Genomic DNA, 26,138 nt, shown 5'->3' with positions numbered 1-26,138 from the left:
ATTAATTTAAAGGAATATTTTTAACCATATTAAAAGGAATCGTCTCAACAGCCCCCTTAAAGTTCTTTCTTTGAACCTCTTTAATTTCTATGTAGTAACGATCACCTGCTTGTGCTTGTTGTGCAAGCTTAGTAATAGATCCAGAACCCGGCAAAGTCATATCATCTACTTTTCTTTGCCCCCTAGCTAACGCTATATATACTTGAGTTACTCTAAAATTAGCATCTTCCGGATTAGTTGTTTTAAAAGACTCTTCCGCAATTGCTCTAGCATCAAGAGAACGAAGTCCTGATGCAACCGCACCTCTCTTCTCATCCAATTCAGATCCATTACCGAACACCTTCACATCAGGTCTTGGCACACGGCGAACACGAAAAGTTTCTTTTCCTAATAAAGTACCACCATTGTTTACATTTAATGTAACCGTTGCTGAAGACGGAACAACTGTTACTTTACCTTTATTAGCGCCTGCAATTGCTTCACCACCATCAGCGGTAAAGCTAGGGTTCCATAAAGCACCTAATCCCGCACTAGCAACACTCAAACGATTCGCACAACCTAAATACAAGGCTGGCAAAGTTCCTGATTCAATATTATAAGTCGGTTTTAGAACAAAATATTCTTTCGTAATTGTCTCTGTCTTAGGTCCATCAGGGCCCATATAAGAAACAGAAGCTGTATAAGTTTTCTTAGAAAGACCATTCGCATCAAAATTTCCTCCAGAAGTTTTAAACTTGATCTGACCTCGTCCATCCAATACCTGTAGAGAAGCACCGTTCATGCTCATGCGAGGCGTAAAGCCACTTGAAGTAGCTCCAATAAATACTTCAGCCTGGTATTCCATTCCAGCTACTACTGTATTTGCATTAGCCGATACTTGAGCGAATACTTTATCAAACTTGATTTCCTTTGCACCCACTTTAGAGGCTAATTGATTCAATACTTCCGCCTCGTAGCGACGGATCTCAGATTGTTTCTGAGATAAAGTGGCTAAAGCTGCAGCTACTGGAGTAGTTTGAAAATTCAATTCCGCAAAATCCTTATTCGCATTATTAGGATCTTTACTTGTCAAAGGATCATCTTTACCCGACAGAGCTAAGGAAGGAAACTTAGTCCCTGGATCAGCTGATACAGTTAAGTCTTTTAAATATTTATCAAACATGGGAATTAGCTTGTAGGCTTCTCCTTGTTTAGACCCACCAACCATTAATTCATAAATCTTCTCTTCTTCTTTCGGATTTTTAATATTACCAGTTTGCGGATCAATACCTCCGCCAGCTTCCAGTACTTTACCTTTTACATTTTCAATGTGGGAAACTAGTAAATCTGTAATTCTTCTAACTTCGTTAGCTTTTCTTAATACATCAGCATAGGCAGCAGGATTAGGAAGATCTTTTATACGCTCCTCTATCCCTTGTACCATGCCTTTACTTTTTTTCAGGGATGATTGATTAGCCACTTCCAAACTACTATTTAAAAGGGCAAATTTCTGCAATAAAGCGTCACTCACCTGCAATGCTAGCAAGGCGGTTAACACTAAATACATCATCCCGATCATTTTCTGCCGGGGAGTTTCTTTTAAACCTGCCATAATTAGCCTTTCATAGCTGTTAACATACTACCATATACTTGATTCAAGGATTGAATGTTCGCGTTTAATTTCGCTAATTCAGCTTTGAATAATTCTGCATCCTTTTGTGTGGCTGCAATGTGCTCCACACTAGCATTAACATTACCATAGAAGCTATTGATGGCCTTCATGTGCTTGCTAGCCTCTTGGATTTCAGCTTCGTAAACAGAGTTTAACTTCTCTAAAGAAGCCCCTGCTTTTGCATAATTTTGCGTGTACTTAGCTGCCTCTGCTGAAGAAGTCGATATAGCTGTTAAGGATTGAGACGCATCTGAAACAGATTTATTTAATCCACCTAAAGACTCAGCTGAAGAGTTCAAAGACTTAACAAAATCTTGTGTAGCACCCGTTGCTTTCGACATATCAGATAAGCTATTGGCTGTATCTGTTAATGATTTCAAGCTTTTAGTCAAATGCGCTACTGCTTCAGGATCTAAACCTGGAACATCACCTGTGTGACGAGCAGCAGCAGGACGAGCCTCTCCACCTGCCAATTCAGGATATACGATTTCCCAGTCGTATTGTTTTTCTTCTTTGGACTTTAAATACAACACGCCAAATAAAATAAAGATGGCCGCTTCGGTAAACATTCCCACCATGAGCATCTCATTCGCACCGGTCCAGTGTAAGATTTTAAATAGGGCTCCTACAATTACAATAGCTGCACCAAAACTAGCAATGACATTAATCGATTTTTCCATTTGATTTTATAATTTATACTTTTTAGTTTATTTAGTAGGAGCCTTGCCCAAGTACCTCATGGAACAACGGAATCCTATATATGATCTTTTTTGATTTTCAATTTCATGTACGCGAGAACCTGTCTCTAAATAGTAAGCAAAATCCTTCCAAGATCCACCTTTAACTACTTTACGAGGCTCTTTAGCATCTAAATTAACTGGGTTAGAATCCCAGTTTAGTACCGTAGAATTTTCAGAATACGAATCTTGTACCCACTCGGCAACATTACCCGCCATATTATATAAGCCGTAGTCATTAGGTGTGTAAGCGTTAGCCGGTGCAGTGTAAGCATAGCCATCTGCATCAAAATTACCACGTCTTGGCTTAAAATTAGCTAATAAGCAACCTTTAGAGTTCGTTAAATAAGGATTACCCCAAGGATATTTAGCTGCAGCCTTTCCTCCCTTAGCAGCCCACTCCCATTCCGATTCAGTAGGTAATTGAATAGAAGGCATCGCGTATTTACCTTCTTTTGCCCGATAATCATTTAATATTTTAGTCCGCCAAAGCGCAAAATATTTAGCTGCTTTCCAGCTTACACCTACAACAGGGTACATATCAAAGGCTGGACTAGCAAAATAATTCTCTGTTAAAGGGTCTCCATTATGATAAGAGAAATCTTTTTTCCAAACGGTTGTATCTGGATAGTAATCTGACATGATACGCTCCTCACCTAAAACAGAAACTGAATCCCTTAATAAAGCATTCGTAAATTGGCGGTATTCATTGTTGGTTATCTCCGTATCATCCATGAAGAATGGTACTACGGTAACCCTACGATTAAAATTAGCGACAGAGGAAGTGATATCCTCATCGGCTTGACCCATGATAAAACTTCCTCCAGGCACCAATACCATACCAAATGGAGTAGGCTGACTCCAGCCCTTTCTGGTCGTAGCAATAATCTCACCAGACATTAGACCAGGATCATCCTTAGGGCCCTTTTTTGATAAAAAGCTGAAGAAACCACCTAAAGGACCTTTTTTCTCTTTACCCTTCTCGCTTGAAAGTGATTTGCCATTGCTAGGTGCCTTCTTAGAACAACTAGGCATTGTAAAAAGAACAGCTAACAAAAGAATTACCGATAAAAACTTAATCTCAAAAATTCGAAAATTCATATTCGATTATTATAGTAATTAGGTGAACGAAAATAATGTAAATAAATTGTCTTCATCATTCTCAACTCACACAATCTTTCAAATTTAAATGTTTTTAATGAATATATCAGTATTAATTAAAAAACTTAGCACCATGAATTTATCCATAAACTACAAGATTCTAAACCTTGGAGTTCGAATAGGTACCACTTTACTCTTCTTCATTCGTTCAGGAATCTGGTACCTGATGGCAATTTCATGAGATAAAGGCCTCTTAGCCAACGAATTAGCTACAGCTAAATCCAAAGAATAACCGATATCTAATTTATTGTCTAAAATAGACACTCCCAATAAGCCCATGGCAGCATCTCCATGTCTATAACCAGTTCCTACATAAAAAAGTTTATTATAATAAATTCTTGCACCTGCTTCAGGAACTAAATTTCCAGAATAAGCTCTCAATAGGGCATAGGGAGACACATCAAAGTAATCGTTCAATGGAATCTCAGCGCTTCCATTTAAGGAATAGACTTGTTCCAAAGGCATTAAAACAGAATACCCTTTAAAAGAAAAATTAGGTGAATTTATATGATCAACAGAAATGCCTACTTGCCAATTCGATTTTGAATAGAGAATTCCTGCCCCAAAATCAAGAATAGCTTGACTGGCAGTAGAACCCGAAAATAACGATGTAACGGGATCATTGGGGTCTCTTACACGAAAGGAGCGACCATCAAATGTTTTAGTTTGAGTTCCGGCAGAAAATCCAAAGGACCAAGTACCTTCACCTTTCCTTAAATGATAGGCTCCTAGTACTTTAAAAGACTGTTGAGATACTCCAGATGGCGTTCTGTCTGAATAAAAAATAACTCCTAATCCTACATTAGGCGTTACTCCAAACGAGCTTGACACCCAGGTAGTTCCTAAATTCCCTGCACCATCCGTTGTTGTCGTATATCCAGACCATTGATCTCGGAATTGTACTGCCACATAATTAGACGATTTCCAACCCGAAAAAGCCGGATTAATCAAGGTAGAATTGGCAGAAAAAATGCTGAATTGCGGACTTTGCTGGGCAAATAGGGGCGAAAAACAAACGAATAAAGAACCCACAAGAAGCAGGGAATGACATGACTTTATTAAGATACTCAAGCTGCGTTTCATTCGTTGGATGAAAATAGGTAGGCTAAAATAATAAAAAAGCCTCATTGAAGAGGCTTTTTTATTATTTATTTACTTGCTTTATGTAATGTTCAAGAGCTCCGGTCATCGAAGGAGCATTCGGCATAGGTGCTTGAATATCTACAATTAATCCAGCATCGACCACAGCTTGCGCAGTTGTGGGCCCAAAAGCAGCCAAACGTGTATTGTTTTGCTTAAAATCTGGAAAATTCTGAAATAAAGAAGTGATTCCTGAAGGGCTAAAGAAAGCAATTACATCATAAAATACATTCTCTAAATCGGATAGATCTGCTGAAACGGTTTCATACATAACCGCTTCTGTAATTTGGAAGTCGTTAGTGCCCATATAATCTGGAAGATCTTTTTGGCGCTTATTAGAACAAGGGAACAAAAATTTCTCTCCCTTGTGTTTCTTAATTATTTCTAATAAATCTAGGGCTGTCTTCGTACCCGTAAACACCTTACGCTTACGAATCACAATATATTTTTGCAAATAATTCGCTGTCTGTTCCGTAATGCAGAAATACTTCATATCTGTAGGAACTTCCTGCTTTGCCTCTTTACACATACGGAAGAAATGATCGATCGCATGACGGCTTGTAAATATGATAGCTGTATGCTGAAGAATTTCAATTTTTTGCTTTCTAAATTCCTTGTAAGCAATTCCTTGAACTTCAATGAAAGGTCTGAAATCCACCTTTACATTATACTTTTTTTCTATTTCAAAGTAAGGGGATTTTGCATCTGCAGGTGCAGATTGAGTAACAAGAATACTCTTTACTTTCTTTAAACGACTCGTTTCTTCAATTGCAGTTTTACTCATAATCAATCAATTTTTACTGGAAAAATACCAGCCTTAAAATTCAGAGTGCAAATATACGACAATTTTTTACAGAATTTTATCTTGGCCTAGATGTAAGAAGGAAAAATTAATTCCCTGATACCAAACAAGATAATCTGACCTTCGATGATCAAAAGGTAGATGAATAGAAACAATTTAGGGAAGGAAAAACTACGCTGGAAGCTTTGGAAAAAATAAATGAATCGAAATATGAAATAGAAATCTACGATATATAAAATGGGACTAAAATCAATCGCTGTAGCAGGGCCTACGTAAACCGCATAAAAACAAAGTGTGGCAAATAGAATGGTGAAAAATTGCAAATTTGTTTGAAGAGATTTAAAATAATGAACATTGGCTAAGCCCTTCAATTTAAATAAATCTGTAAATAAATAATAAACAAAATAACGTGAGATAAATAGTAAAAAAGAGAGGCCCAATTTAGAGAAAATAAAGAGAACACTGGGCCAGATAGTTACAAAGTTATCCGCATTACCGAAAAACTCATCTTTAAGCGCAGTTTTAAAACCCGTTAAATAGGCCAAACAAGCGGTGATTAAACTCAAAGTGAATAATACCAAAAGATTAGGTAACGCAAATGGTCGCCTCATCCACACCTCATCCTTTACCTCCCACCTAATCCAATCTGCATAGCGATAGAAGGAGATAAATACACGTGGGTAGGCAGAGAACAATAAACCCAAACAGGCCATTACAGAGAGTATACTTAATAAAAAGAAATTAGAGAAGGGCGCTCCCGATCGTGTTTGAAGTGAAAAGAAATCAGCTTTTTCTACCGCAACAATTTTTTCGTTGCGTTCTATGGAGAATTCACCTGGTAACCCCTCTAAGTTTTCAGAATAGACGGTTAAAATAACTTTTTGCTTTATACTATCCAGCGGAAATCGAAAAGTCACCCCTTTCTTCAAGTCCTTAAACAAGGCTCCTTGTAAAAAAAGATGGTAATTTTCCTTAGGGGTAATCGCCAAATAGGCTTTGGGGAAATCCTGCGGATGCAACTCCAAGGACTTTGAATGATAATTGTAATGTTTCGATGAGACATAGGGCAAGAAACTTTTCCAAGCCTCTTGGTACACTAACCAGTCGTGTTCAAAGGAATATACCTTCTTCCAGGCTGCCTGACTAGTAGCTGCTGTCAATAACAAAGCCCATAAAAAAAATCTGCTCATCGTTTTCCGAGAAGGAATCAAATGAGCAGATTTTAAAAAGAAAGGAATCATTCCTTGAAATTAATTCAACTTATTTAGCAGCTAATGCTTTAATCATTGTCTCGCCAATATCAGCTGGAGAGTAAACCACATGGATTCCACACTCTTGCATGATTTTCATTTTCGCTTCAGCCGTGTCATCTGCACCACCGATAATCGCACCTGCGTGACCCATACGACGTCCTTTCGGAGCTGTTTGGCCAGCAATGAAACCAACCACTGGCTTACGGTTACCATCTGCTTTAATCCAACGAGCCGCTTCCGCTTCCATACCGCCACCGATCTCACCGATCATCACGATACCTTCTGTTTCTGGGTCGTTCATTAATAATTCAACTGCCTCTTTAGTAGTTGTTCCAATGATAGGATCACCACCGATACCGATCGCTGTTGTTTGGCCTAAACCTGCTTTTGTTAATTGATCTACTGCTTCGTATGTTAATGTACCTGATTTAGATACGATACCTACACGACCTTTTTGGAAGATGAAGCCTGGCATAATACCTACTTTACATTCGTCAGCGGTCATGACACCTGGGCAGTTAGGTCCGATTAAACGTGTTTCGAAGTTCGAAATATATTCTTTCGCTACGATCATATCTTTCGTAGGAATGCCCTCCGTGATACAAATAATGACTTTAATTCCTGCATCTGCAGCCTCCATAATCGCATCCGCAGCAAATGCCGGTGGAACGAAAATGATCGATGTATCAGCTCCTGTAGAAGCTACTGCATCTGCTACTGTATTAAAAATAGGGCGATCTAAGTGCTTAGCACCACCTTTACCCGGGGTAACTCCACCTACCACTTGGGTACCATAAGCAATCATTTGCTCCGCGTGAAAAGTTCCCTCTGTACCTGTGAAACCTTGAACAATAATTTTTGAATTCTTATTTACTAAAACACTCATTAGCTAGGGGTTATAATAACGTAGGCGAAAATTTTTTCCAAAGGTACAAAATATTGATAAAAATTATCAAAAAGCTGATTGATGAACGAAATAAAAATACGAACAATTTTTTTTGCGTAAATTGCCTTCTCTATGTTGAAGCACCTACATATTCAAAACTACTCGTTGATCGAACAGCTCGACCTGCATTTGACGGGTGGTCTGACCGTGATAACTGGTGAAACAGGTGCAGGAAAGTCCATTTTATTAGGAGCTATCTCTTTATTATTAGGTCAAAGAGCCGACAGCAAAAGTCTATTCGATGCCTCGAAGAAATGCATCATCGAAGGTCAATTTTCGCTTAGCTCTTTCACACACATTCAAGCTGTTTTTGAGGAAGAAGAAATCGACTTCGAGGAGCCTTGTCTGATTCGACGAGAAATCAACCCACAAGGAAAATCGCGCAGCTTCGTGAATGACACTCCTGTCACGCTCGAAACCTTAAAGCGAATCGGAAACGAATTAGTCGATATTCACTCCCAGCAAGATACGTGGTGGATGTCCCATCCAGATTTTACATTGGACATGGTGGACGCCTATGCCCAGAATGAAACGTTGAAAAAGGCCTATTTTTCGGCATTTTCCACCTGGTCGTCTAGCGTTTCCGCCTTGCGTTCCTTAGAACAAGAATCTACTAAAGGAACACAAGAATTAGATTTCATCCAATTTCAATACGATGAATTAAGCAAAGCGCAATTAAAAGAAGGCGAATATGAAGCCTTGGATACAGCGGTCCAAAAACTGCAAAATGCAGAACAAATCCAGGAAAAACTGGCCGTATTAGCTCAGGCCCTTAGCTTGTCAGAAGTTTCAGCCCTTCAGCAAAGCCGCATTGCGCTACAGCAAGCGACGGCTTTGAGTAAATGGGGTGAGAATTTTGCAGACTGGAAAACACGCATTGAATCGATTTGGATTGAATTGAAAGATCTAGGGGCGGAAGTCGAAGGAGAAGCAGAGGATTTCGTCTACGACCCTCTGGAATTAGAACAAAAACAGAAGCGATTAGACTTACTGAATCGCTTATTGCAAAAATACCAAGCGTCCAACGTTACCGAATTAATTGAATTAGTCGATTCGCTTGATTTGCGACTTTCTCAATATTCTTCCATGGATACGCTGTTAGAGGAGGCTAAGGCGCGCGTAGAGGCTAATTTTAGTGTAGCCTCTACAGCTGCTTCAGACTTATCCTCGTCTCGCTCAGCGGTTTTGGATGCGATTTCTTCTGCGCTAGTTGTTTCCTTGAAGTCCTTAGGCATTCCGAATGCAAATTTGGCCTGGGAGATGACTGCCAAAGAATTAGCAGCGAATGGATCGGACAAAATTCAATTACTTTTCTCTGCAAACAAAGGTTTAGCCCCTAAACCATTCAAGCAAATCGCCTCAGGAGGTGAAATGAGCCGTTTGATGCTCTCTATAAAGCACCTATTAGCGAACAAAAGAGCTTTGCCTTCCCTTATTTTGGATGAAATCGACACCGGAGTTTCTGGTGAAATCGCCATCAAGATGGGTCAAATGCTCAGCCAAATGGGTCAAGGGCATCAAATCATCGCCATCACACATCTTCCTCAAATCGCAGCAGCTGGATCCAAGCACTGGTTTGTTTACAAAGATCACGCAGGATTGAAAACTGTTTCGAACCTTCGGGAGTTAGTAGAAGAAGAACGCGTAGAAGAAATCGCTAAAATGATCGGAGGTCAACAAGGCTACCGAGATTTGCTCGACAATGTTCGAAATCTAATCCAATCACACGTATGAAAAAATTAGTGGCTTTTTGTCTTTTGCTAGTCGGTTGCTCGCAAGCGGAGGAAAAAATAAGTGAAGAATTACAAACAAAAGTACTCGAGTTGCATGATGTTTTAATGCCTAAAACAGAACAAATCGTTTCTTTAAAATCGAAATTAGACAGCCTTTCAACCGGAGCAGATTCTACACACGTTCGCAAACTGATTAGTTCCTTAGATAAAGCAGACAAATCCATGATGGATTGGATGCACCAGTTCTCTATCGATAGTTTGGAAAAAATGGATGTAGGAACAAAGGTGATTTATCTCAAGAAACAATACACACAATTAACTGATCTTCAAAAACTGACAGATTCTACCCTCAATGCAGCACAAAAATACCGTCCTTAGTTTACTGCTCTCCGTGATCCTATTCTCCTGTTCTCAAGAAAAGAAATTACCCTTCTTGGGACCTAAAACAGTGAACGCGAAAGGTGACACGGTATATCATCAGATTCCAGCGTTTCAATTTTTAAATCAAGATTCCGTTATCGTTACAGAGAAAGACGTGGCGGGTAGAGTGTATGTGGCTGATTTCTTCTTCACCACTTGTCCTACCATTTGCCCTAAAATGAAAACACAGATGTTGCGCATTTATGAGCGTTATAAAGAGCGTGACGATGTACGCATTATTTCACATAGCATTGATCCTGATTTCGATAACACCTCTGTTCTAAAAGATTATGCTACACGCTTGCAAGTAAAGGCTCCTAAATGGAATTTATTGACGGGCGATAAAGCTTCCATTTATAGATTAGGCCAAAAAAGTTATCTAGTTTCCGCGCAAGAAGATCCGAATGAGGCAGGTGGATTTGTGCATAGTGGAGCCTTTATTTTAGTAGACAAAAACAGACATGTCAGAGGCATTTATGATGGTACAGTGGAAGCTGAAGTGAATCATTTGTTGGAGGATATGGAGTTGCTTTTAAAGGAGTAAAAATGCCTTTGGCATTTTTACTCCTTTAAAAAATACCAAAGTTCAAAGAGCAAAGATCAAATACAACTCTTTGAACTTTGAGCTTTGAGCTTTGAACTTTGAAATATGAAAAATTACATCCCTATCGCAATCGTCGCATTTTTCTTTTTCTCTTGCCAAAGCAAGGAGGAAATACTCCAGCAGCAATATTCCGTTGAAGGCATGGCCTTATATCAAACGCATTGTGAAAATTGCCACCAGGCAGATGGCGCGGGATTACGTGATTTGTACCCTTCGATTCAAAAATCGAATTTGAGTCCGGAGGCGCTAGCTTGCTTAATTAGAAATGGAAAGAAAGGTAATGGGTTTATGCCTGCTAATGCTAAACTTCAAACATTAGATATCGCGGAATTGACTACGTACATGCGTGAAAAATGGGGCGCTAAAAAGCAGATTTATCCAATAGACAGTGTGAAATTAGCACTAAAAAACTGTCGCTAATTGGTAGGCAATCCCTCCACGGCAACGACCGAATTACGTACTTGTCTCAAGGAATAGGTAGAAAAATCTTGGGCGGCATCAAGACCCACCCCATTGACTAATTCAGATCGGGTTCTTAATTGAACCGGCTTGTCAGTAAATATCCGTTTTTCTGAAACCACCCAATTGAACTCATCCGTCTTCAGGGTTTCTTCTTTTTCAATGTTGTTAATAACAACGTGTCCAATCAGCTTGTAGGTATTTTTTACACGAAAATAATGTGCAGAATCACCTCGAACCTCTGAGGTAATCCTTCCTTTTTTATCATAAAACCAAAGTTTAACTTCTTTCGGATAGACTCGATCCTCTGTAGATAATGTCAATTGGACATCCGTCAACATTCTTACGACTTTTCTGGCAGAATCTGAATAAACCATATCAATACCAAACAATTCAGATTTCGGACCAGAATAGAAAGTCTTAGAATCATCCGCCTTTTCGCGACAGGAAAAAAAAGTGCAAGTAACCAAGAGCAAAAAGAGTAGGCTCGAATTGCGCATGAGAGCAAATTAGTTGATTTTCTGCTTTTGGAACCAAAGATCACTAAAGGTTAATCCCAAAGTTATTCTTTGATATTGTTCCTCCATCCCATTTTCTGTAATCAAACCACGACGACCTAGTTGGTAGGCGATGTTTAGAAGAGATAGATTGCGAAGCGGTAAGGCAAGCCCAAAGCTAACGTTCTTATCCATCGCATAACTTCCATTACCTAGGAAATCATAGGGGGTTTTCTCAATGGAACCACCCACTCTGTAGGTAGTACGTTTGAAATAATTTGAAATTGATTCAATATCGGGAGTGTATTCTCCTCCAATTGAAACTTTATGAGAAGTGGGTAAAGAAGTAGACCGACCTAAATTGTTAGTAACTTTACTCCAATCTGTAGTCGTATAATCTACTCCAAACATCCAATTTGCTAATTTCTCGATACTAAGACCATAACGCTTGGTTACCGGAATTTGTTGTACAGATGCAGCAGGTTTATCTAGTGTATCCGCATTTATAATACTTAAACCTGAAACGTCAAATGTCGCGAAACGCTTAGTCTGATTTACATTAATTGATGAGCTCAGATCAAGAGTAGCCCCTACATTCAAAAATATATCTGACTTGATTTTTTGACGATAAGCAAAACCTGCCTTAAACTGAAAATCAGAATAAGAAGACAAATCTTCTAATTGCACTTTATAGAATTGACCATCTGACAAATTCTGTGTCGCAACGTTACGATTTACTTGGCCAAATAAGTAATCCATTTGTAATCCAACATAGAACTCTTTAGCTAATCGAACACCATTTAAAATGGAAACTTTACTTACCCCGCCACTTCCTTTGTAAGAATAAATCAAACTATCCACACCCAATAAATTAAGTCTGCGAAACGACTTCGTCTCATATCCCACCGCCGAATGAGGGCGAATTCCCACGGACATCGTCCAGCGTGAACTGATAGGTAAAGTCAAATTTAATGATTGATAATTTCCTCCAAAAATCTTTTGTTGCTGACGATAATCTTGTAAAGTTTTGTATTCCGTATTTACCCCTACTTCAAAATTCGTATAACGATTTCTAGCTAACAAAGCAGGATTTACCATGTTAGCATAAATACCATTCGAGTTAGATACGCCAATTCCACCCATCATCATTTGAGTAGCATTATCGCCACTCTGAATCTCTCCCATACCTAAATAGGAATACGGTGAATTCAAAATGGTTTGCGCCCAAACAACAGGAGACACGATTAGAAACAAAACGATTAGTAGAAAACGAAGCGTTTTTGTATAGGTTGTAGGCTTGTCCAAAGAAATAAAATTCATACAATTGAAATCCTCCCTTTCGGGAATAATAGTCTGCAAAGGTCGTAATTTTATTTCACATTCGACTAAGATATTAGCTATATTTGAATTCAAAATGATTGACAAAATGATTGAAGATTTAAAAAATGGGGTCTATTTGGATAATTCAGCATGGGATATGATCCTTTTTGGAGGAATTATGTTAATCAGTTTTATATTAAGACGTTTTTTCTCTAATTCATTCTCGAAAATTGTTTACCGCTTTATCCCAGATGAATCCATCTCCATTCAAGATTGTGTTCAACTCATCCGCAAACCCTTCGAGTTACTCATATTTTGGATCTTCTTATATTTTGCAGTCCAAAATTTACATGTGCCATCCGCTTGGAATATCGAGCCGATGGAAAAATTTGGACTACTTTACCTGATTGAAAAAGCCTTCGAATCAGCGGTTATTTTCACCATTACCTGGGTAATAGTTCGCTTAATGAAGGTGGTTATTTTAGTTGCGCAAGAAAAGTGGAACGGTGCAGACCAAAAATCCAAACAACAATTCATTCCCTTCCTGAACGACCTATCCATGGTCTTTATTATCACGGCTTCTGGATTTGTTTTCCTTGGTCGGATTTTTGAGGTAGATGTAGTAGCATTAATCACCGGTTTAGGAATTGGAGGTTTGGCATTAGCTTTAGCAGCTCGTGAAACCCTAGAGAATTTATTTGCCTCATTCACCATCTTTTTAGATTTACCCTTTGTAGTAGGAGATAATATTCAAATAGGGACCATTAGTGGAGATATTGAAAAAATTGGCTTCAGAAGTACGCGAATCAGAGGCGCAGATGGAAATTTGATCCTAGTTCCTAATCGCTTGCTCACCTCACAATCTCTTGAGAATATGAGTGAACGAGATTTTAGACGAGCCAAATACACGATACTTTGTGAGTTAAACACAAAACCTGCGCAAATTGAAGCAGCTATCGCTGCCATAGAAGCTTTCATACAAGATGAGCCTCTATGCAAGAAAAAAGCTCCTAAAGTGATTTTTGAAGGTTTTAGCGCCTATTCCATCGATATCTCGGTAACTTATTTTGTTCAGACCAAAGACTTCGCTAAGTTTCAAGCGACAAAACAGGCAATTAACTTGGGCATTTTGAAGGTGTTGGAGAAGGAGAAGATTGTGATGGCTAGGTCGTAGCTTCGCTCCGACAGTAGTCAGTCGTCAGTGGTCAGTAGAGTAGAGAGTAGAGATTATAGAGTAGAGATTAGAGAGTAGAGAGTAGAGAGTAGAGAGTAGAGAGTAGAGAGTAGAGTTTTACATTCTAGACTGACTACCGATTACTGACTACCGACTACTGGATACTGACTACCGGCTACCGACGGACTCATTCACATTTCATACGATAATTAAAAAAGGGAACCGAGGTTCCCTTTTTTAATGCCAACTTTATTCTTTGTGCTTTGTGCTCTATTCTTTAAATTTTAGCCGACAAGCTCCTTAAGATCTTCATCATGAATCATCTTCCTATCATCCGCCATCAACAAAAAGCGAGTATATATTTTATCCAATTCTGGTTTTTCAAAATCATAACCTAATAACGTTAAGCGGTGACGCAATGCGGCGCGACCTGAACGGGAGGTTAATAAAATGGCTGAGGATGAAACTCCCACATCTTCTGGGTTCATAATTTCATAGTTTTGCGCATGCTTCAAGAAGCCATCTTGATGAATGCCTGATGAGTGCGCAAAAGCATTTGCTCCTACGACTGCTTTGTTTGGCTGGACGTTCATTCCCATTAAATTAGAAACGAGCGTACTAGTTGGGTACAGATATTTTGGCTTGATGCCCGTATTGAATCCTAAATCCTTATGTACGTTTAGAATCATGGCAATTTCTTCCAAAGACGTATTTCCAGCGCGTTCTCCTATTCCATTTATCGTTACTTCGACTTGACGTGCACCAGCCTGAATTCCAGCAATCGTGTTCGCAGTGGCTAATCCTAAATCATTGTGATTGTGCATAGAAATTGTTGCCTGATGGATGTTATCAACATTTTCGTATAAATACTTAATGCGATCGTGCATCACATGAGGTAATAAATATCCAGTGGTATCTGGAAGGTTAACGACTGTTGCTCCAGCTTTGATGACTTCGCGTGTCAATTGGGCTAAAAAAGCCAAATCCGCTCTACCTGCATCTTCTGCAAAAAACTCGACATCTTCTACGAAGGATTTGGCATACTTAACAGCCCAAACCCCGCGTTCGATTATTTCTTCGCGTGTTGAATTGAATTTATGCTTGATGTGAACATCAGACGAACCGATACCCGTATGAATACGTGGCTTTCGAGCTGTTTTAAGGGCAGCCACGGCGGCGTCGATATCTTCTTTTTTGGCACGCGTTAAGGCGCAAATTGTAGGCTCTTTAACCGCATCGCAAATGGCTTGAACCGAGGCAAAATCACCTGGCGACGAGATAGGAAAACCTGCTTCAATGATATCCACCCCTAGCAACTCGAGTTGTAAAGCAACTTCTACTTTTTCTTCTCGGTTTAATTGGCAGCCGGGAACTTGTTCGCCGTCACGTAAGGTGGTATCAAAAATTTGAATGCGGTTACTCATCTGATTTTGGGTGTTTTATTTCGATGTGAAATTACAAGAATTCCAAGTTGGAAACAAGGAGATGAGAGAGTAGAGAGTATAGAGTATAGATTAATAATCTTCATTTGTATTTTATTTAGATTAAAAAACTATTAATAATCTAAAAAAATACAATAAATAAGATACTTAGTCTATAATACGAAACATAGGTAGAATATAAAAATTTGCATTTTTTTAAGGGGTGCTGCTCTTTCTGCCTTTGGACAATAAAAAAAGGGCAGACACGTAAAGCATCTACCCTCTTTCAATCCCAAAAAGGAAAATTAGTTATTCTCTGGACGCAAGCTACGTACTGCAGCACCAGCTCTCCACATTTCCATATCTGCCATTTCTTTCAATTCAGCATCTAATTTCACGCGGTAATCTGGTTGAGAATTCAATGTAATAGAACGCTCTGCTTCTGCTTGCGTTTTCACTGAGTTATATAATTGCTCAAATACAGGCTTAGTCGCATCACGGAATGGTTTCCACCAATCCAAAGCACCACGTTGCGCCGTAGTAGAACAGTTTGCATACATCCAGTCCATTCCGTTCTCCGCTACTAAAGGCATTAACGATTGCGTTAATTCCTCCACAGTCTCGTTGAATGCTTCAGATGGAGAGTGACCGTTCGCGCGTAATACATCGTATTGTGCAGCGAAAATACCTTGGATAGCTCCCATTAAAGTTCCACGCTCACCTGTTAAATCAGACGTTACTTCTTTGTAGAAATCTGTTTCAAATAAATAGCCAGAACCTACACCGATGGCCATCGCGATACATTTCTCACGAGCTTTTCCTGTTGCATCTTGGTAAACAGCGAACGAAGAGTTCAAACCTTTACCTGCCACGAATAAACGACGTAATGAAGTACCTGAACCTTTAGGTGCAGCTAAGAATACGTCCACATCCGCTGGAGGAATGATACCTGTTTTCTCTTTGTAGGTAATACCAAAACCGTGAGAGAAATAAAGTGACTTTCCAGCCGTTAAATATTTCTTCACTGTAGGCCATAATTCGATTTGAGCGGCATCCGAAAGTAGGTAACAAATGATGGTTCCTTTTTCCAAAGCTTCTTCGATTTCAAATAAAGTTACACCTGGAACCCAACCGTCAGCGACAGCTTTGTCATAAGTTTTTCCTTTACGTTGACCTACGATTACATTCAGGCCATTGTCTTTCATGTTTAACGCTTGCCCAGGACCTTGAACTCCATATCCGATTACTGCAATCGTTTGATCAGCTAATACTTGTCTAGCTTTCTCTAATGGAAACTCTTCTCTTGTTACGATGTCTTCAACAACTCCACCGAAATTAATCTTTGCCATTTTTCTGTTATTTAATTTATATTCGTTTTTCGATTACACAATTTCCCAATTGCCTTCTTCCGGCAAAAATTCGACTAAGCCTTTCTCCGTTTTACCTACGGCAACACGACCCGACTTAACGTACTCTAATATTTCCCATTTCTTCAAATAGGTATAAAACTCTTGAATCTCTTCTTCTGATCCGTTCTTTTCCACCACCACATAATCTAGGCCAAAATGCACAATCTTCGCATTCCAATCCAAATTAATAGATTTCACATCTACTGGAAGACCTCCCAGCGGAGTAGCTATTTTGAATAAACCGATTTCATTAAACACAATTTCGTCATCTAGGTAGCCAAACACCGCGAGAACGTCGGTTACTTTACGGATTTGGCGAACTAATTTTTCTACGAATTCCCGGTTTTCGTGTTTAATCACGATCGTAAAACGAGATACGCCTTTACGCTCAGTTTCTGAAACCGTCAAACTCTCAATATTTACTCTTCGACGCGTAAAAATGATCGTGATGCGATTCAATAAACCGACCGTATTAGTCGTAAAAACGGAAATGGTGTAATTCGTTAACATACTTATTCTAGCCTCACACTGGTTACACAGCCACCTGCAGGTACCATGGGGAATACGTTTTCCTCTTTTTCACAAATAATTTCTAACAGATAAGGCTTATCTGATTTTAATAAAGTATCTAATGAATCGCTTAATTCTGCCCGATCCGACACGGTGTGACCCGCGATGCCAAAACCTTTCGCAATGGTAATGAAATCAGGATTTTGCAATTCAACAAAGGAATAACGGTTATCAAAGAACAATTGCTGCCACTGGCGCACCATACCTAAGAAGTTGTTATTCAAGATGATTATTTTGACTGGCAGACCGCTTTGAGCGATGGTACCTAATTCTTGTAAGGTCATTTGGAACCCACCATCACCGATTACCGCTACCACTTCGCGTTGTGGTACCGCTACCTTGGCGCCAAAAGCGGCTGGCAAGGCAAAGCCCATCGTTCCAGCTCCACCAGAAGTGACGATAGAATTACGTTTTTTGAAACGATAATAGCGATTCGTAATCATTTGGTGTTGACCTACGTCAGTCACCACAACAGCTTCGCCTTTGGTTTTAACTGACAAAAGATTAACGGCCTCACCCATCTTGATCTTATCCCCTTCGTGGAATAAGTCTTTTTTCGTGATTTTATCGTACTCTTCGTCGTCGTATTTCTTAAACTCCGCTCTCCATTCACTGTGATCAGCCTTGTTCACTAATGGCAATAAAGCCTTTAATGCAGCCTTAGCATCACCCACTACCGGCGCATCCGCTTTCACATTTTTATCTACTTCACTTGGGTCAATTTCAATATGAACTACTTTTGCTTGCTTTGCATAAGTAGATAAATCACCCGTAATCCGGTCATCGAAACGCATTCCGATGGCAATTAAAACGTCGCAAGAATTCGTTAACACATTCGCACCATAATTGCCGTGCATACCTGGCCAACCCACATAAAGAGGATGATCAGCGTCCATAGAAGACATTCCTAATAAAGTGGTCGCGACTGGAATTCCTGTTTTGTCTACGAAATCATTCAATTCTTTCTCCGCACCAGAAATGATTATACCATGACCGGCTAAGATATAAGGACGTTTTGCACCATTAATTAATTTAGCCGCAGCCTCCACGTGCTCTGCCTTAGGCTCTACACGAGGTTTGTAGGAAATAATCGATTTACAAGGAATGTATTCGAATGGCTTGGTCATTAAATCCGTTTGAGCCGTGCGCGTAATATCAATTAAAACGGGGCCAGGACGACCTGTTTCCGCGATATAGAAGGCTTTCGCCATGATCTCTGGGATCTCATCAGCATCCACCACTTGGTAATTCCACTTCGTCACAGGCATCGAAATACCGATTAAATCGCACTCTTGGAACGCATCCGTACCTAATAAATTTGCCTTAACCTGACCTACAATACACACCATAGGAGTTGAATCCAACATCGCATCAGCGATAGGAGTAATCAAATTCGTAGCACCAGGACCAGATGTCACCAAACAAACGCCCGCCTTGTTTAACATACGTGCATAGCCTTGCGCTGCATGGCCTGCCCCTTGTTCGTGGCGAACTAAAATATGTTTTAGGTGATCTTGGTAATCGTAAAGTGCATCATAGGTGGGCATAATGGCACCACCTGGGTAACCAAAAATGGTGTCCACACCCTGCTCTACCAATGATTGCATGATAGCTTGGGCGCCTGACAAAAATTTCTTTTGGTCAGGTTGATTAGCTGCTTCGGTTTGAGTTTGGGTTTGTCCCATGGTTAACGTGTATTCAAAAATTTGTCTCAACGCAATAGAAAGCCCAATTTAAGCCTTCTGAATAGATAAAAAAATAATTTTCTTATAAATCCGTTACGCAACCCTGACTCGCAGAGGAAACGTTTTTAATATATTTACGAAGAACGCCTTGCTTAAATGGAGACTCAATTGGCTTCCAATTCTTCTTGCGTTCTGCTAATTCTTCATCCGATACGTGCAATACCAACGTGTTATTCACGGCATCAATCGTAATTTTATCTCCATCCTTTACTAGTGCGATAGGACCTCCTTCAAATGCTTCAGGAGTCACATGACCCACAACAAAACCGTGCGTTCCTCCAGAGAAACGGCCATCCGTAATCATGGCTACGGAGTTTCCTAAACCAGCACCAATTACGGCAGAGGTTGGTTTTAACATTTCTGGCATCCCAGGTCCGCCTTTAGGGCCTTCGTTGCGAATTACAATGACGTGACCCGGCTTAATATCGCCTTTGGAAATGTATTCAATCACTTCTTCCTCACTGTTACACACCTTAGCTAATCCTTCAAAACGCTCGCCTTCTTTTCCTGTAATCTTAGCCACTGCACCGCCTGGAGCTAAATTACCGTAGATAATTTGTAAGTGACCCGTCGGTTTTAACGGCTGAGTGATAGGGAAAATGATTTTTTGTGTGTCAAAATTCAAGTCCGGAGCCTCCGCTAGATTCTCCGCCATTGTCTTTCCTGTCACTGTCAAACACTCTCCGTGCAATAAACCCACAGAAAGTAAATATTTCAAAATCGCAGGCATTCCCCCGATCGCTAACACGTCTTCCATGTAGTATTTACCACTAGGTTTTAAGTCCGCTATCAGCGGTGTGCGATCCGAGATATCTTGAATGTCTTTTAATGTAAATGAGATGCCAGCCGCATGCGCAATGGCTAAATAATGAAGCACTGCATTCGTCGATCCACCTAACGCAATTACCACCGTCATGGCATTTTCGAACGCTTTACGCGTCATGATGTCACGTGTGCAAATGTTTTTCTCTAACAACACTTTCATCGCCGCGCCTATCGCTAAGCACTCCTCTTTCTTCCCTTCATGGGTTGCTGGATACGAGGATGAATTAGGTAGTACTAAGCCCATCGCTTCCATCGAAGAAGCCATTGTGTTTGCGGTATACATACCACCACAAGCACCTGCTCCCGGGATTGAATTGCGTATTACGCCTTCATAATCCTCGTCAGAGATGGTTCCTGCATATTTTTTTCCCAAAGCTTCGAACGCCGAAACAATGTCTAATTTTTCGCCTTTGTAAGATCCGCTACGAATCGTTCCGCCGTACACTAAAATACCTGGACGATTTAAACGAGCCATGGCTATCATAGCACCTGGCATATTCTTATCACAACCTACGACGGCAATTACGCCATCATACCACTGTGCTGCTACCACATTTTCAATAGAATCTGCGATAATATCTCGTGAAGGTAATGAATAACTCATCCCGTCATTTCCATTCGTCATTCCATCCGAAACCCCGATGGTGTGGAAGATCAAACCGACCATTCCATTCTCTTGGATTCCTTTTTTCACGTGGACTGATAGTCCATTTAAGTGCATATTGCAGGTATTCCCTTCGTAGCCTGTGCTGGCGATGCCGATTTGAGCTTTGTTCATATCCTCGCTGGTTAAACCGATACCGTAAAGCATCGCTTTCGCAGCGGGATTAGAAACCTCCTGAGTTAATGTCCGTGAATACTTATTTAATGACATAGGGTTTAATAAATTTTTTCAAACGTTAAATATACGCAATTCGATTTGTAGAGTGATAGTTTATGCCAAAGAATCTTTGGCAATTATAGAAAAAGCAAAATAAATTATTTGTTTTCTCCTACCTGCTGTCTCCACATCGCAAAATACAGTCCTTTGCTCGCCACTAAATCGTCGTGAGAGCCCTCTTCCACGATCTGTCCTTTTTCTAACACATAGATCCTCGTCGCATGCATCACTGTCGATAAACGGTGGGCGATCAAGATCGTAAGGTGTTCCGTATCAACGGATAAAGAACGAATCGTTTCGGAAATTTCTTCTTCGGTTAAAGAGTCTAGTGCAGACGTCGCCTCATCGAAAACCAATAAGTTCGGATCACGTAAAAGTGCACGCGCAATACTTAAACGTTGCTTCTCTCCTCCGGATACTTTTACTCCACCTTCTCCGATTAGGGAATCAAGACCTTTGTCGGCTCTGGCTAAGAGGCTTTGGCAAGCGGCCTTTTCTAACACCTCCATGCACTGGGCGTCCGTTGCATTTGGGTTTACGAATAACAAATTCTCGCGAATCGATCCGGAGAACAATTGTGTATCCTGAGTCACGAAACCAATCTTTTTACGTAATTGATCGAAATCGATTGCATCGCTCGGCTCGCCATTATAATATACTTGACCCTTCTTAGGTCTGTAAAGACCCACTAATAATTTTACCAAAGTCGATTTTCCTGCACCCGATGGACCTACGAAAGCAATCGTCTCGCCTCCTTTAACCGAGAACGTAATTCCATTCAATGCTTCGGTCGTCGCGGACTGGTGTTTGAATGAAACGTGATCAAATTTCAATTCCTGAATAGACGAAATCGTTTTCGGATTCGCTGGTTTCTTCTCCGATGGAATGCTTAATACCTGCTCGAAATTCTGCAATGAAACCTCCGCCTCGCGGTAGGTATTCACCACATTACCAATCTCTTGCAATGGATTAAAGAGGAAGAACGAATAGATGTTTAACGAATAGAATTGACCGATCGTAATCTTTCCTTCGTAGATCAAGTAAATCAAAACGACCACCATCAACATGCGCAACAAGTTCACGCAGGTTCCTTGAACAAAGGCCATGGAGCGAACGTAACGCACTTTCTTCAATTCAAGTTTCAGAATTTTCTCCGTAGTCGCATTTAAGTGGGCGATTTCTTGCTCTGCCAAACCAAGGGATTTTACTAACTCGATATTGCGCAAAGATTCCGTGGTAGATCCCGCTAGGCCGGTCGATTCTTTGACGATTTCAATCTGAATCACTTTAATCTTCTTACTTAATACGGAAGATACATAACCGATGAGTGGACCCGTGATTAAGAATAAGGGCATCACCATCCAATGCACGGAAAAGGCGTAGACCGAGATGAAAATCAAGGCAATGACAGATTGGAATAAAATGTTAATTCCTAAAGTGATCAGTTTCTCGACGTCGGTACGGACTTTTTGGAGTTTACCTAGGGTCTCGCCGGATCTTTGGTCTTCAAAGGTTTCGTAAGGCAGTTCTAAGGAATGACGGATTCCATCGGAATAGAGGTTTGCACCTACTTTTTGGGTTACCGTGTTAATGAAATAATCCTGAAAGTTTTTCGCCACCCGGCTCACGAACGCCACGCCCACGGACGCTAAGGCTAAAGGCCAAATCGCCGCGACGAATTGGTCCATCGTGTGGGTATCTGAGCGATACACCGCCGCCACATCGTCGATGATCTTCCTGAAAATATAGGGATCCATCAAAGAGAAGATCTGGTTCGTAGCTGCCAGGGCTAATGCCCCTAGCACGCGCCAGCGGTACACACTCAAATAATTCAGTAATAATTTCATGTAAGTTTTTTAAAATCGTGACAGAGCCATCTCCGCAATCGTTTTTCCAATCGCTAAAGAGGACGTCGCCGCAGGACTTGGCGCGTTCAACACATTGATCACTTTCGCGTCCTCCACAATCGAGAAATCGTCTAATAATCCGCCTTCTCTGTCGCAAGCCTGAGCTCTCACACCTGCCCCACCTTCAACTAAATCGTTGATTTGAATCTCCGGAATTAATACTTGCAAAGCCTTCGTAAAGGCCTCTTTTGAGAAGCTGCGATACATTTCGCCTAAACCCGTTTCCCAGTATTTCAAGGCTACTTTTTGGAAGCCTGGCCAGGTTAATGTTTCCCAAAGCTCCTTGGCATCAACCCCTAATTTCTTGTAACCCTCTTTCTTGAACGCCAAAACCGCATTAGGTCCCGCCTCCACGCCACCTTTCATCATGCGGGTAAAGTGAACGCCTAAGAAAGGGAAGTTGGGATCTGGAACCGGATATATCAGGTTCTTGACTAAGTATTCTTTGTCTTTTCTTAATTTGAAATATTCCCCACGGAACGGTATGATGCGCACGTCTAATGGATCTCTTTGCGTCATTTGGGCCACTTTATCTGAGTAAAGACCCGCGCAATTAATAATTAATTTCGCCTCATATACTGACTTCGTCGTTTCTACGATAGAGAAAGTCAAGCCTTTTTTAATATCGAGTACTTGTTCTCCTAGGTGAATTTCGCAACCCTTGATTTGAGCCCCGACAGCTAATTTTGCTGCCATGGCACGGTAATCCACAATACCCGTTTGGGGAACAAACATCCCTTCTACTCCCGTCACGTGCGGTTCGTATTCACGCATTTCCTCCAAATTCAATTTCCGAATACCTGCCAAACCATTTTCTTGACCTCGTTGGAACAAAGTGTCCAATTGCGGACGCTGCTCCTGTGTGGAAGCTACTACCACTTTACCCGTTAATTCGAACGGGATGTTCTCCTGAGTACAATAATCAATTAATTGGTGGTAGCCTTCGATGCAGTTTTTGGCCTTTAACGAACCCGGCTTATAATACAATCCGGAGTGGATAACGCCGGAATTATTACCTGTTTGGTGCATCGAAACCATGCTTTCTTTCTCAAACAAAGCGATGTGAAGATCTGGGCGTGCCTCTAATAAGCGATGCGCCGTTGCGAGGCCTACGATGCCGCCGCCTACGATGATTACGTCTAATGCCATAAAATGAAATTTGAAGAACAAATATAGGGCTAAACGGTGGTAAAAAGAATTATTCGTAGCTTTGAAGGATGAATCCCAGGATAGAACGTTTGTATCAGATTGCCAAAGCCCCGACTCGCACCATTTTAGGTTTGATGTCGGGTACGTCTTTGGACGGATTGGACTTAGCACTGGTTCGTTTCACGGGTTTCGGGCTGGACACGTCTTACGAGATTTTGCATTACGACACCCGCCCCTATCCAGCAGATTTTAAGGAGTCCATTCGTTCGGTTTTTGCCAAAGAAAACATTCATTTCCCCACCCTGTCCACACTTAACGCCCAAATTGGACGTTTGCATGCCTCACTTATTTTAGAGGTTTTAGCTGGCTGGGGTGTTAATCCATCTGATGTAGACGCAGTTGCCTCCCACGGTCAAACCGTCATGCATCGCCCAGATAGAACCGGAAAACTCCCACACTCGACCTTGCAAATAGGCGACGGAGATCATATTGCCCACCTAACCGGCATCATTACCCTTTCTGACTTCCGCCAAAAACACGTAGCAGCCGGCGGTGAAGGAGCGCCTTTAGCGATGTTTGGCGACTATTTCTTGTTCTCGAAAAAAGGTGCAAACCGTATCTTATTAAACATTGGAGGCATCGGTAACTTTACTTATTTACCTGCCTCTGGCGATCCAGCTGGCATCTTAGTAACCGATACCGGCCCTGGAAATACCTTGATCGACGCAGCCGTTCGCCGCTATTTCAATCAAGCATACGACGAAGATGGCGCCATCGCTCGCTCCGGAAAAATCGATACAGGCATTTTAGCAGAACTCATGAGCCTGAGCTTTTTCAAGGATTCTTTCCCAAAAAGCACCGGCCCAGAATATTTTAATTTAGACATCGTCCACGGCTCCATCAGCCCAGCTGATTTAATCGCGACCTTGACTGAATTCACCGCCCAAAGCATCGCCCTCGCTATGAAAACTTACATTCCCTCTTCTGTGGAGGGTACGGTTTATGTGAGTGGTGGCGGAAGCAAAAACCCGGTCATCATGGCGCGTTTAGCCGAGCTTCTTCCCTTCCGCGTTTGCGAAAGTGATGAGTTAGGCATGCCTTCGGCAGCGAAGGAGGCTGTTTTATTTGCTTTATTAGCAAATGAGACGTTAGCGGATTCGCCAAGTTCGGAGAGGTTGGGGGATTCGCCGTGGGTAAATTTTGGAAAAATTTCTTTATAAAAATCGGAGATTTTTATAAAATGGTGAATGGTAAGTGGTGAATGATGAATGAATTTAAATGATAACTGGTGAATGGTAAATATTGTCCTCCGTACTTTCGACTAGTGACTGACCACTGGCTACTGACCACTGACTACCGACTACTGACTACTGATTACCGGATACTGATTACTGCGCCGCACAGCGGCGAAACATATGAAATACAAATTTACCGATTCCATCCTTTTCGAGGATGCTGATTTTATCGTGATTAACAAGCCCTCTGGCATTTCGACGCTGGATGAGCGGAAGGATGATTTGGCACCGGCGATACTGCGTTTAGCAAAGGAATATTCGTCGGATGCACAGGTGGGTCACCGTTTAGATAAGGAGACTTCCGGGGCTTTGGTGATTGCCAAAAACCCAGAGGCATACCGCCACATATCCATGCAATTCGAGCACCGCGAAACGGCAAAGCGCTACCATGCGGTCGTAGAGGGAATGCAGGATTGGGATGGATTTTTAGTGAATTTGCCCATACTTCCATTGAAAGATGGAAAGGTGGTGATTGATCGGGCCAAAGGAAAGCACGCCGAAACCTGGTTCCGCACATTGAAAGTATTCCGTGGCTATACTTTGGTCGAATGCATGCCTATCACTGGACGTATGCACCAAATCCGCATTCACCTCACCTGCCTCAAAGCGCCCATCGTTTCAGACGCGATGTATGGAGGACCCGAGATCTACCTATCTGATTTAAAACGCAATTTCCACTTAAAAAAGGACACCGAAGAACTGTCTGTGATGCGCCGCGTAGCGCTTCATGCTCATAGCTTATCTTTTAATCTGCTGAATGGCGACCCTATCACTGTAGAGGCGCCGTATCCAAAAGATTTCAATGTGCTGGTCAAGACTTTAGAGAAGTATTCGTAATTTTACAGCCCTGGCTCCGTAGTTCAATGGATAGAATGTAGGTTTCCGGTACCTAAGATGAAGGTTCGATTCCTTCCGGGGCTACTCCATTAAAATCAAAGGCTTTCTAGTGATAGGAAGCCTTTTTTATTTGGTAACTATCAAGCTTTCAGCGCTTAACAAAATTACCGTTAAATAAATAATTCTTTTCCTTTATATATGAT

The 26,138-nt window shown here is 41.0% G+C and carries 23 protein-coding genes and 1 tRNA gene; 8 read left to right on the top strand and 16 right to left on the bottom strand.

Annotation, left to right across the window (positions count from 1 at the left end; all coding sequences use genetic code 11):
- Window position 1 precedes the first annotated feature (1 nt).
- The 7 genes from gldM to sucD form a co-directional block, all read right to left on the bottom strand.
- A complete protein-coding gene (gene gldM, locus ACILP5_RS05355; protein ID WP_395617626.1) occupies window positions 2-1,591 on the bottom strand; it encodes a gliding motility protein GldM in 1,590 nt (529 codons plus the stop codon).
- 2 nt (window positions 1,592-1,593) lie between these two features.
- Window positions 1,594-2,331, bottom strand: a complete 738-nt coding sequence (gldL, locus tag ACILP5_RS05350) for a gliding motility protein GldL (protein WP_395617625.1) — start codon at window positions 2,329-2,331, stop codon at window positions 1,594-1,596.
- A 27-nt stretch (window positions 2,332-2,358) separates the two neighbouring features.
- Window positions 2,359-3,489: an SUMF1/EgtB/PvdO family nonheme iron enzyme gene (locus tag ACILP5_RS05345; protein WP_395617624.1), complete on the bottom strand. Its 1,131-nt coding sequence runs from the start codon at window positions 3,487-3,489 to the stop codon at window positions 2,359-2,361.
- Window positions 3,490-3,639: 150 nt separating this feature from the next.
- Window positions 3,640-4,632: a PorP/SprF family type IX secretion system membrane protein gene (locus ACILP5_RS05340; RefSeq protein WP_395617623.1), complete on the bottom strand. Its 993-nt coding sequence runs from the start codon at window positions 4,630-4,632 to the stop codon at window positions 3,640-3,642.
- 61 nt (window positions 4,633-4,693) lie between these two features.
- Complete coding sequence (locus tag ACILP5_RS05335; RefSeq protein WP_395617622.1) at window positions 4,694-5,473, bottom strand: uroporphyrinogen-III synthase; 780 nt, start codon at window positions 5,471-5,473, stop codon at window positions 4,694-4,696.
- An 86-nt stretch (window positions 5,474-5,559) separates the two neighbouring features.
- Entirely contained in the window at window positions 5,560-6,681 is a 1,122-nt protein-coding gene (locus ACILP5_RS05330; protein WP_395617621.1) for a hypothetical protein, read from the bottom strand.
- A 70-nt stretch (window positions 6,682-6,751) separates the two neighbouring features.
- A complete protein-coding gene (sucD, locus tag ACILP5_RS05325) occupies window positions 6,752-7,630 on the bottom strand; it encodes a succinate--CoA ligase subunit alpha (RefSeq protein ID WP_395617620.1) in 879 nt (292 codons plus the stop codon).
- 132 nt (window positions 7,631-7,762) lie between these two features.
- On the opposite strand from sucD, the gene recN reads away from it, so the two are divergent.
- From recN to ACILP5_RS05305, 4 genes are all read left to right on the top strand, one after another.
- Window positions 7,763-9,424 (top strand): DNA repair protein RecN, encoded by a 1,662-nt coding sequence (gene recN, locus ACILP5_RS05320; protein ID WP_395617619.1) that lies wholly within the window; start codon window positions 7,763-7,765, stop codon window positions 9,422-9,424.
- Window positions 9,421-9,801, top strand: a complete 381-nt coding sequence (locus ACILP5_RS05315; protein WP_395617618.1) for a hypothetical protein — start codon at window positions 9,421-9,423, stop codon at window positions 9,799-9,801. The genes recN and ACILP5_RS05315 overlap by 4 nt, the downstream gene beginning before the upstream one ends.
- The gene (locus ACILP5_RS05310) at window positions 9,776-10,387 is read left to right on the top strand and encodes an SCO family protein (protein WP_395617617.1); all 612 of its coding nucleotides are present in this window, start codon (window positions 9,776-9,778) and stop codon (window positions 10,385-10,387) included. Before ACILP5_RS05315 ends, ACILP5_RS05310 begins: the two co-directional genes overlap by 26 nt.
- Before the next feature lie 105 nt (window positions 10,388-10,492).
- Window positions 10,493-10,867 (top strand): c-type cytochrome, encoded by a 375-nt coding sequence (locus tag ACILP5_RS05305; RefSeq protein ID WP_395617616.1) that lies wholly within the window; start codon window positions 10,493-10,495, stop codon window positions 10,865-10,867.
- Here ACILP5_RS05305 and lptC read toward each other — a convergent pair.
- Together lptC and ACILP5_RS05295 are read right to left on the bottom strand one after the other, a co-directional pair.
- Entirely contained in the window at window positions 10,864-11,406 is a 543-nt protein-coding gene (lptC, locus tag ACILP5_RS05300) for an LPS export ABC transporter periplasmic protein LptC (protein WP_395617615.1), read from the bottom strand. The two genes, ACILP5_RS05305 and lptC, sit on opposite strands and share 4 nt — an antisense overlap.
- A 9-nt stretch (window positions 11,407-11,415) precedes the next feature.
- A complete protein-coding gene (locus tag ACILP5_RS05295; protein WP_395617614.1) occupies window positions 11,416-12,723 on the bottom strand; it encodes a hypothetical protein in 1,308 nt (435 codons plus the stop codon).
- A 106-nt stretch (window positions 12,724-12,829) separates the two neighbouring features.
- Here ACILP5_RS05295 and ACILP5_RS05290 point away from each other — a divergent pair, with 106 nt between their 5' ends.
- Window positions 12,830-13,897, top strand: a complete 1,068-nt coding sequence (locus tag ACILP5_RS05290) for a mechanosensitive ion channel family protein (protein ID WP_395617613.1) — start codon at window positions 12,830-12,832, stop codon at window positions 13,895-13,897.
- Between the two features lie 284 nt (window positions 13,898-14,181).
- Here the strand turns inward: ACILP5_RS05290 and ACILP5_RS05285 are convergent, their stop codons facing one another.
- From ACILP5_RS05285 to lhgO, 7 genes are all read right to left on the bottom strand, one after another.
- Window positions 14,182-15,321, bottom strand: coding sequence for a 2-isopropylmalate synthase (locus ACILP5_RS05285; protein ID WP_395617612.1), 1,140 nt, complete (start codon window positions 15,319-15,321; stop codon window positions 14,182-14,184).
- 302 nt (window positions 15,322-15,623) lie between these two features.
- Complete coding sequence (ilvC, locus tag ACILP5_RS05280) at window positions 15,624-16,667, bottom strand: ketol-acid reductoisomerase (RefSeq protein WP_395617611.1); 1,044 nt, start codon at window positions 16,665-16,667, stop codon at window positions 15,624-15,626.
- 33 nt (window positions 16,668-16,700) lie between these two features.
- Window positions 16,701-17,237 (bottom strand): acetolactate synthase small subunit, encoded by a 537-nt coding sequence (gene ilvN, locus ACILP5_RS05275; protein ID WP_395617610.1) that lies wholly within the window; start codon window positions 17,235-17,237, stop codon window positions 16,701-16,703.
- A gap of 2 nt (window positions 17,238-17,239) precedes the next feature.
- On the bottom strand, window positions 17,240-18,982 hold the full coding sequence (gene ilvB / locus ACILP5_RS05270; protein ID WP_395617609.1) for a biosynthetic-type acetolactate synthase large subunit: 1,743 nt from the start codon (window positions 18,980-18,982) through the stop codon (window positions 17,240-17,242).
- 82 nt (window positions 18,983-19,064) lie between these two features.
- Complete coding sequence (gene ilvD / locus ACILP5_RS05265) at window positions 19,065-20,741, bottom strand: dihydroxy-acid dehydratase (protein ID WP_395617608.1); 1,677 nt, start codon at window positions 20,739-20,741, stop codon at window positions 19,065-19,067.
- Window positions 20,742-20,845: 104 nt separating this feature from the next.
- Window positions 20,846-22,594, bottom strand: coding sequence for an ABC transporter ATP-binding protein (locus ACILP5_RS05260; protein WP_395617607.1), 1,749 nt, complete (start codon window positions 22,592-22,594; stop codon window positions 20,846-20,848).
- Window positions 22,595-22,603: 9 nt separating this feature from the next.
- Window positions 22,604-23,803 carry an L-2-hydroxyglutarate oxidase gene (gene lhgO, locus ACILP5_RS05255; protein ID WP_395617606.1) on the bottom strand — a complete coding sequence of 400 codons (1,200 nt, stop codon included), beginning with the start codon at window positions 23,801-23,803 and terminating at the stop codon, window positions 22,604-22,606.
- 68 nt (window positions 23,804-23,871) lie between these two features.
- Between lhgO and ACILP5_RS05250 the strand changes: the two genes are divergently transcribed.
- The 3 genes from ACILP5_RS05250 to ACILP5_RS05240 all read left to right on the top strand — a co-directional run bounded on the left by ACILP5_RS05250 (window position 23,872) and on the right by ACILP5_RS05240 (window position 26,019).
- Window positions 23,872-25,023, top strand: a complete 1,152-nt coding sequence (locus tag ACILP5_RS05250) for an anhydro-N-acetylmuramic acid kinase (RefSeq protein ID WP_395617605.1) — start codon at window positions 23,872-23,874, stop codon at window positions 25,021-25,023.
- Window positions 25,024-25,218: 195 nt separating this feature from the next.
- Window positions 25,219-25,935, top strand: a complete 717-nt coding sequence (locus tag ACILP5_RS05245; protein WP_395617604.1) for an RluA family pseudouridine synthase — start codon at window positions 25,219-25,221, stop codon at window positions 25,933-25,935.
- Window positions 25,936-25,947: 12 nt separating this feature from the next.
- Window positions 25,948-26,019, top strand: a tRNA-Arg gene (locus ACILP5_RS05240).
- Window positions 26,020-26,138 lie beyond the last annotated feature (119 nt).

It is taken from the genome of Aquirufa sp. (genome assembly GCF_044239315.1).
In the GTDB taxonomy this organism is placed as follows: domain Bacteria; phylum Bacteroidota; class Bacteroidia; order Cytophagales; family Spirosomataceae; genus Aquirufa.
Note: the sequence above shows the minus strand (reverse complement) of the source record. Positions and strands in the feature narration are given on the sequence as shown.

Bases quoted from the DNA above. Each gene is read 5' to 3' on its own strand.
- ACILP5_RS05285 (WP_395617612.1), bottom strand. From the start codon at position 15,321: ATGAGTAACCGCATTCAAATTTTTGATACCACCTTACGTGACGGCGAA.
- ACILP5_RS05250 (WP_395617605.1), top strand. From the start codon at position 23,872: ATGAATCCCAGGATAGAACGTTTGTATCAGATTGCCAAAGCCCCGACT.
- ACILP5_RS05345 (WP_395617624.1), bottom strand. From the start codon at position 3,489: ATGAATTTTCGAATTTTTGAGATTAAGTTTTTATCGGTAATTCTTTTG.
- ilvB (WP_395617609.1), bottom strand. From the start codon at position 18,982: ATGGGACAAACCCAAACTCAAACCGAAGCAGCTAATCAACCTGACCAA.
- ACILP5_RS05310 (WP_395617617.1), top strand. From the start codon at position 9,776: ATGCAGCACAAAAATACCGTCCTTAGTTTACTGCTCTCCGTGATCCTA.
- ilvC (WP_395617611.1), bottom strand. From the start codon at position 16,667: ATGGCAAAGATTAATTTCGGTGGAGTTGTTGAAGACATCGTAACAAGA.
- ACILP5_RS05330 (WP_395617621.1), bottom strand. From the start codon at position 6,681: ATGAGCAGATTTTTTTTATGGGCTTTGTTATTGACAGCAGCTACTAGT.
- ilvN (WP_395617610.1), bottom strand. From the start codon at position 17,237: ATGTTAACGAATTACACCATTTCCGTTTTTACGACTAATACGGTCGGT.
- gldL (WP_395617625.1), bottom strand. From the start codon at position 2,331: ATGGAAAAATCGATTAATGTCATTGCTAGTTTTGGTGCAGCTATTGTA.
- ilvD (WP_395617608.1), bottom strand. From the start codon at position 20,741: ATGTCATTAAATAAGTATTCACGGACATTAACTCAGGAGGTTTCTAAT.
- lptC (WP_395617615.1), bottom strand. From the start codon at position 11,406: ATGCGCAATTCGAGCCTACTCTTTTTGCTCTTGGTTACTTGCACTTTT.
- sucD (WP_395617620.1), bottom strand. From the start codon at position 7,630: ATGAGTGTTTTAGTAAATAAGAATTCAAAAATTATTGTTCAAGGTTTC.
- ACILP5_RS05245 (WP_395617604.1), top strand. From the start codon at position 25,219: ATGAAATACAAATTTACCGATTCCATCCTTTTCGAGGATGCTGATTTT.
- gldM (WP_395617626.1), bottom strand. From the start codon at position 1,591: ATGGCAGGTTTAAAAGAAACTCCCCGGCAGAAAATGATCGGGATGATG.
- ACILP5_RS05290 (WP_395617613.1), top strand. From the start codon at position 12,830: ATGATTGAAGATTTAAAAAATGGGGTCTATTTGGATAATTCAGCATGG.
- ACILP5_RS05305 (WP_395617616.1), top strand. From the start codon at position 10,493: ATGAAAAATTACATCCCTATCGCAATCGTCGCATTTTTCTTTTTCTCT.
- ACILP5_RS05335 (WP_395617622.1), bottom strand. From the start codon at position 5,473: ATGAGTAAAACTGCAATTGAAGAAACGAGTCGTTTAAAGAAAGTAAAG.
- ACILP5_RS05315 (WP_395617618.1), top strand. From the start codon at position 9,421: ATGAAAAAATTAGTGGCTTTTTGTCTTTTGCTAGTCGGTTGCTCGCAA.
- lhgO (WP_395617606.1), bottom strand. From the start codon at position 23,803: ATGGCATTAGACGTAATCATCGTAGGCGGCGGCATCGTAGGCCTCGCA.
- ACILP5_RS05260 (WP_395617607.1), bottom strand. From the start codon at position 22,594: ATGAAATTATTACTGAATTATTTGAGTGTGTACCGCTGGCGCGTGCTA.
- ACILP5_RS05295 (WP_395617614.1), bottom strand. From the start codon at position 12,723: ATGAATTTTATTTCTTTGGACAAGCCTACAACCTATACAAAAACGCTT.
- recN (WP_395617619.1), top strand. From the start codon at position 7,763: ATGTTGAAGCACCTACATATTCAAAACTACTCGTTGATCGAACAGCTC.
- ACILP5_RS05340 (WP_395617623.1), bottom strand. From the start codon at position 4,632: ATGAAACGCAGCTTGAGTATCTTAATAAAGTCATGTCATTCCCTGCTT.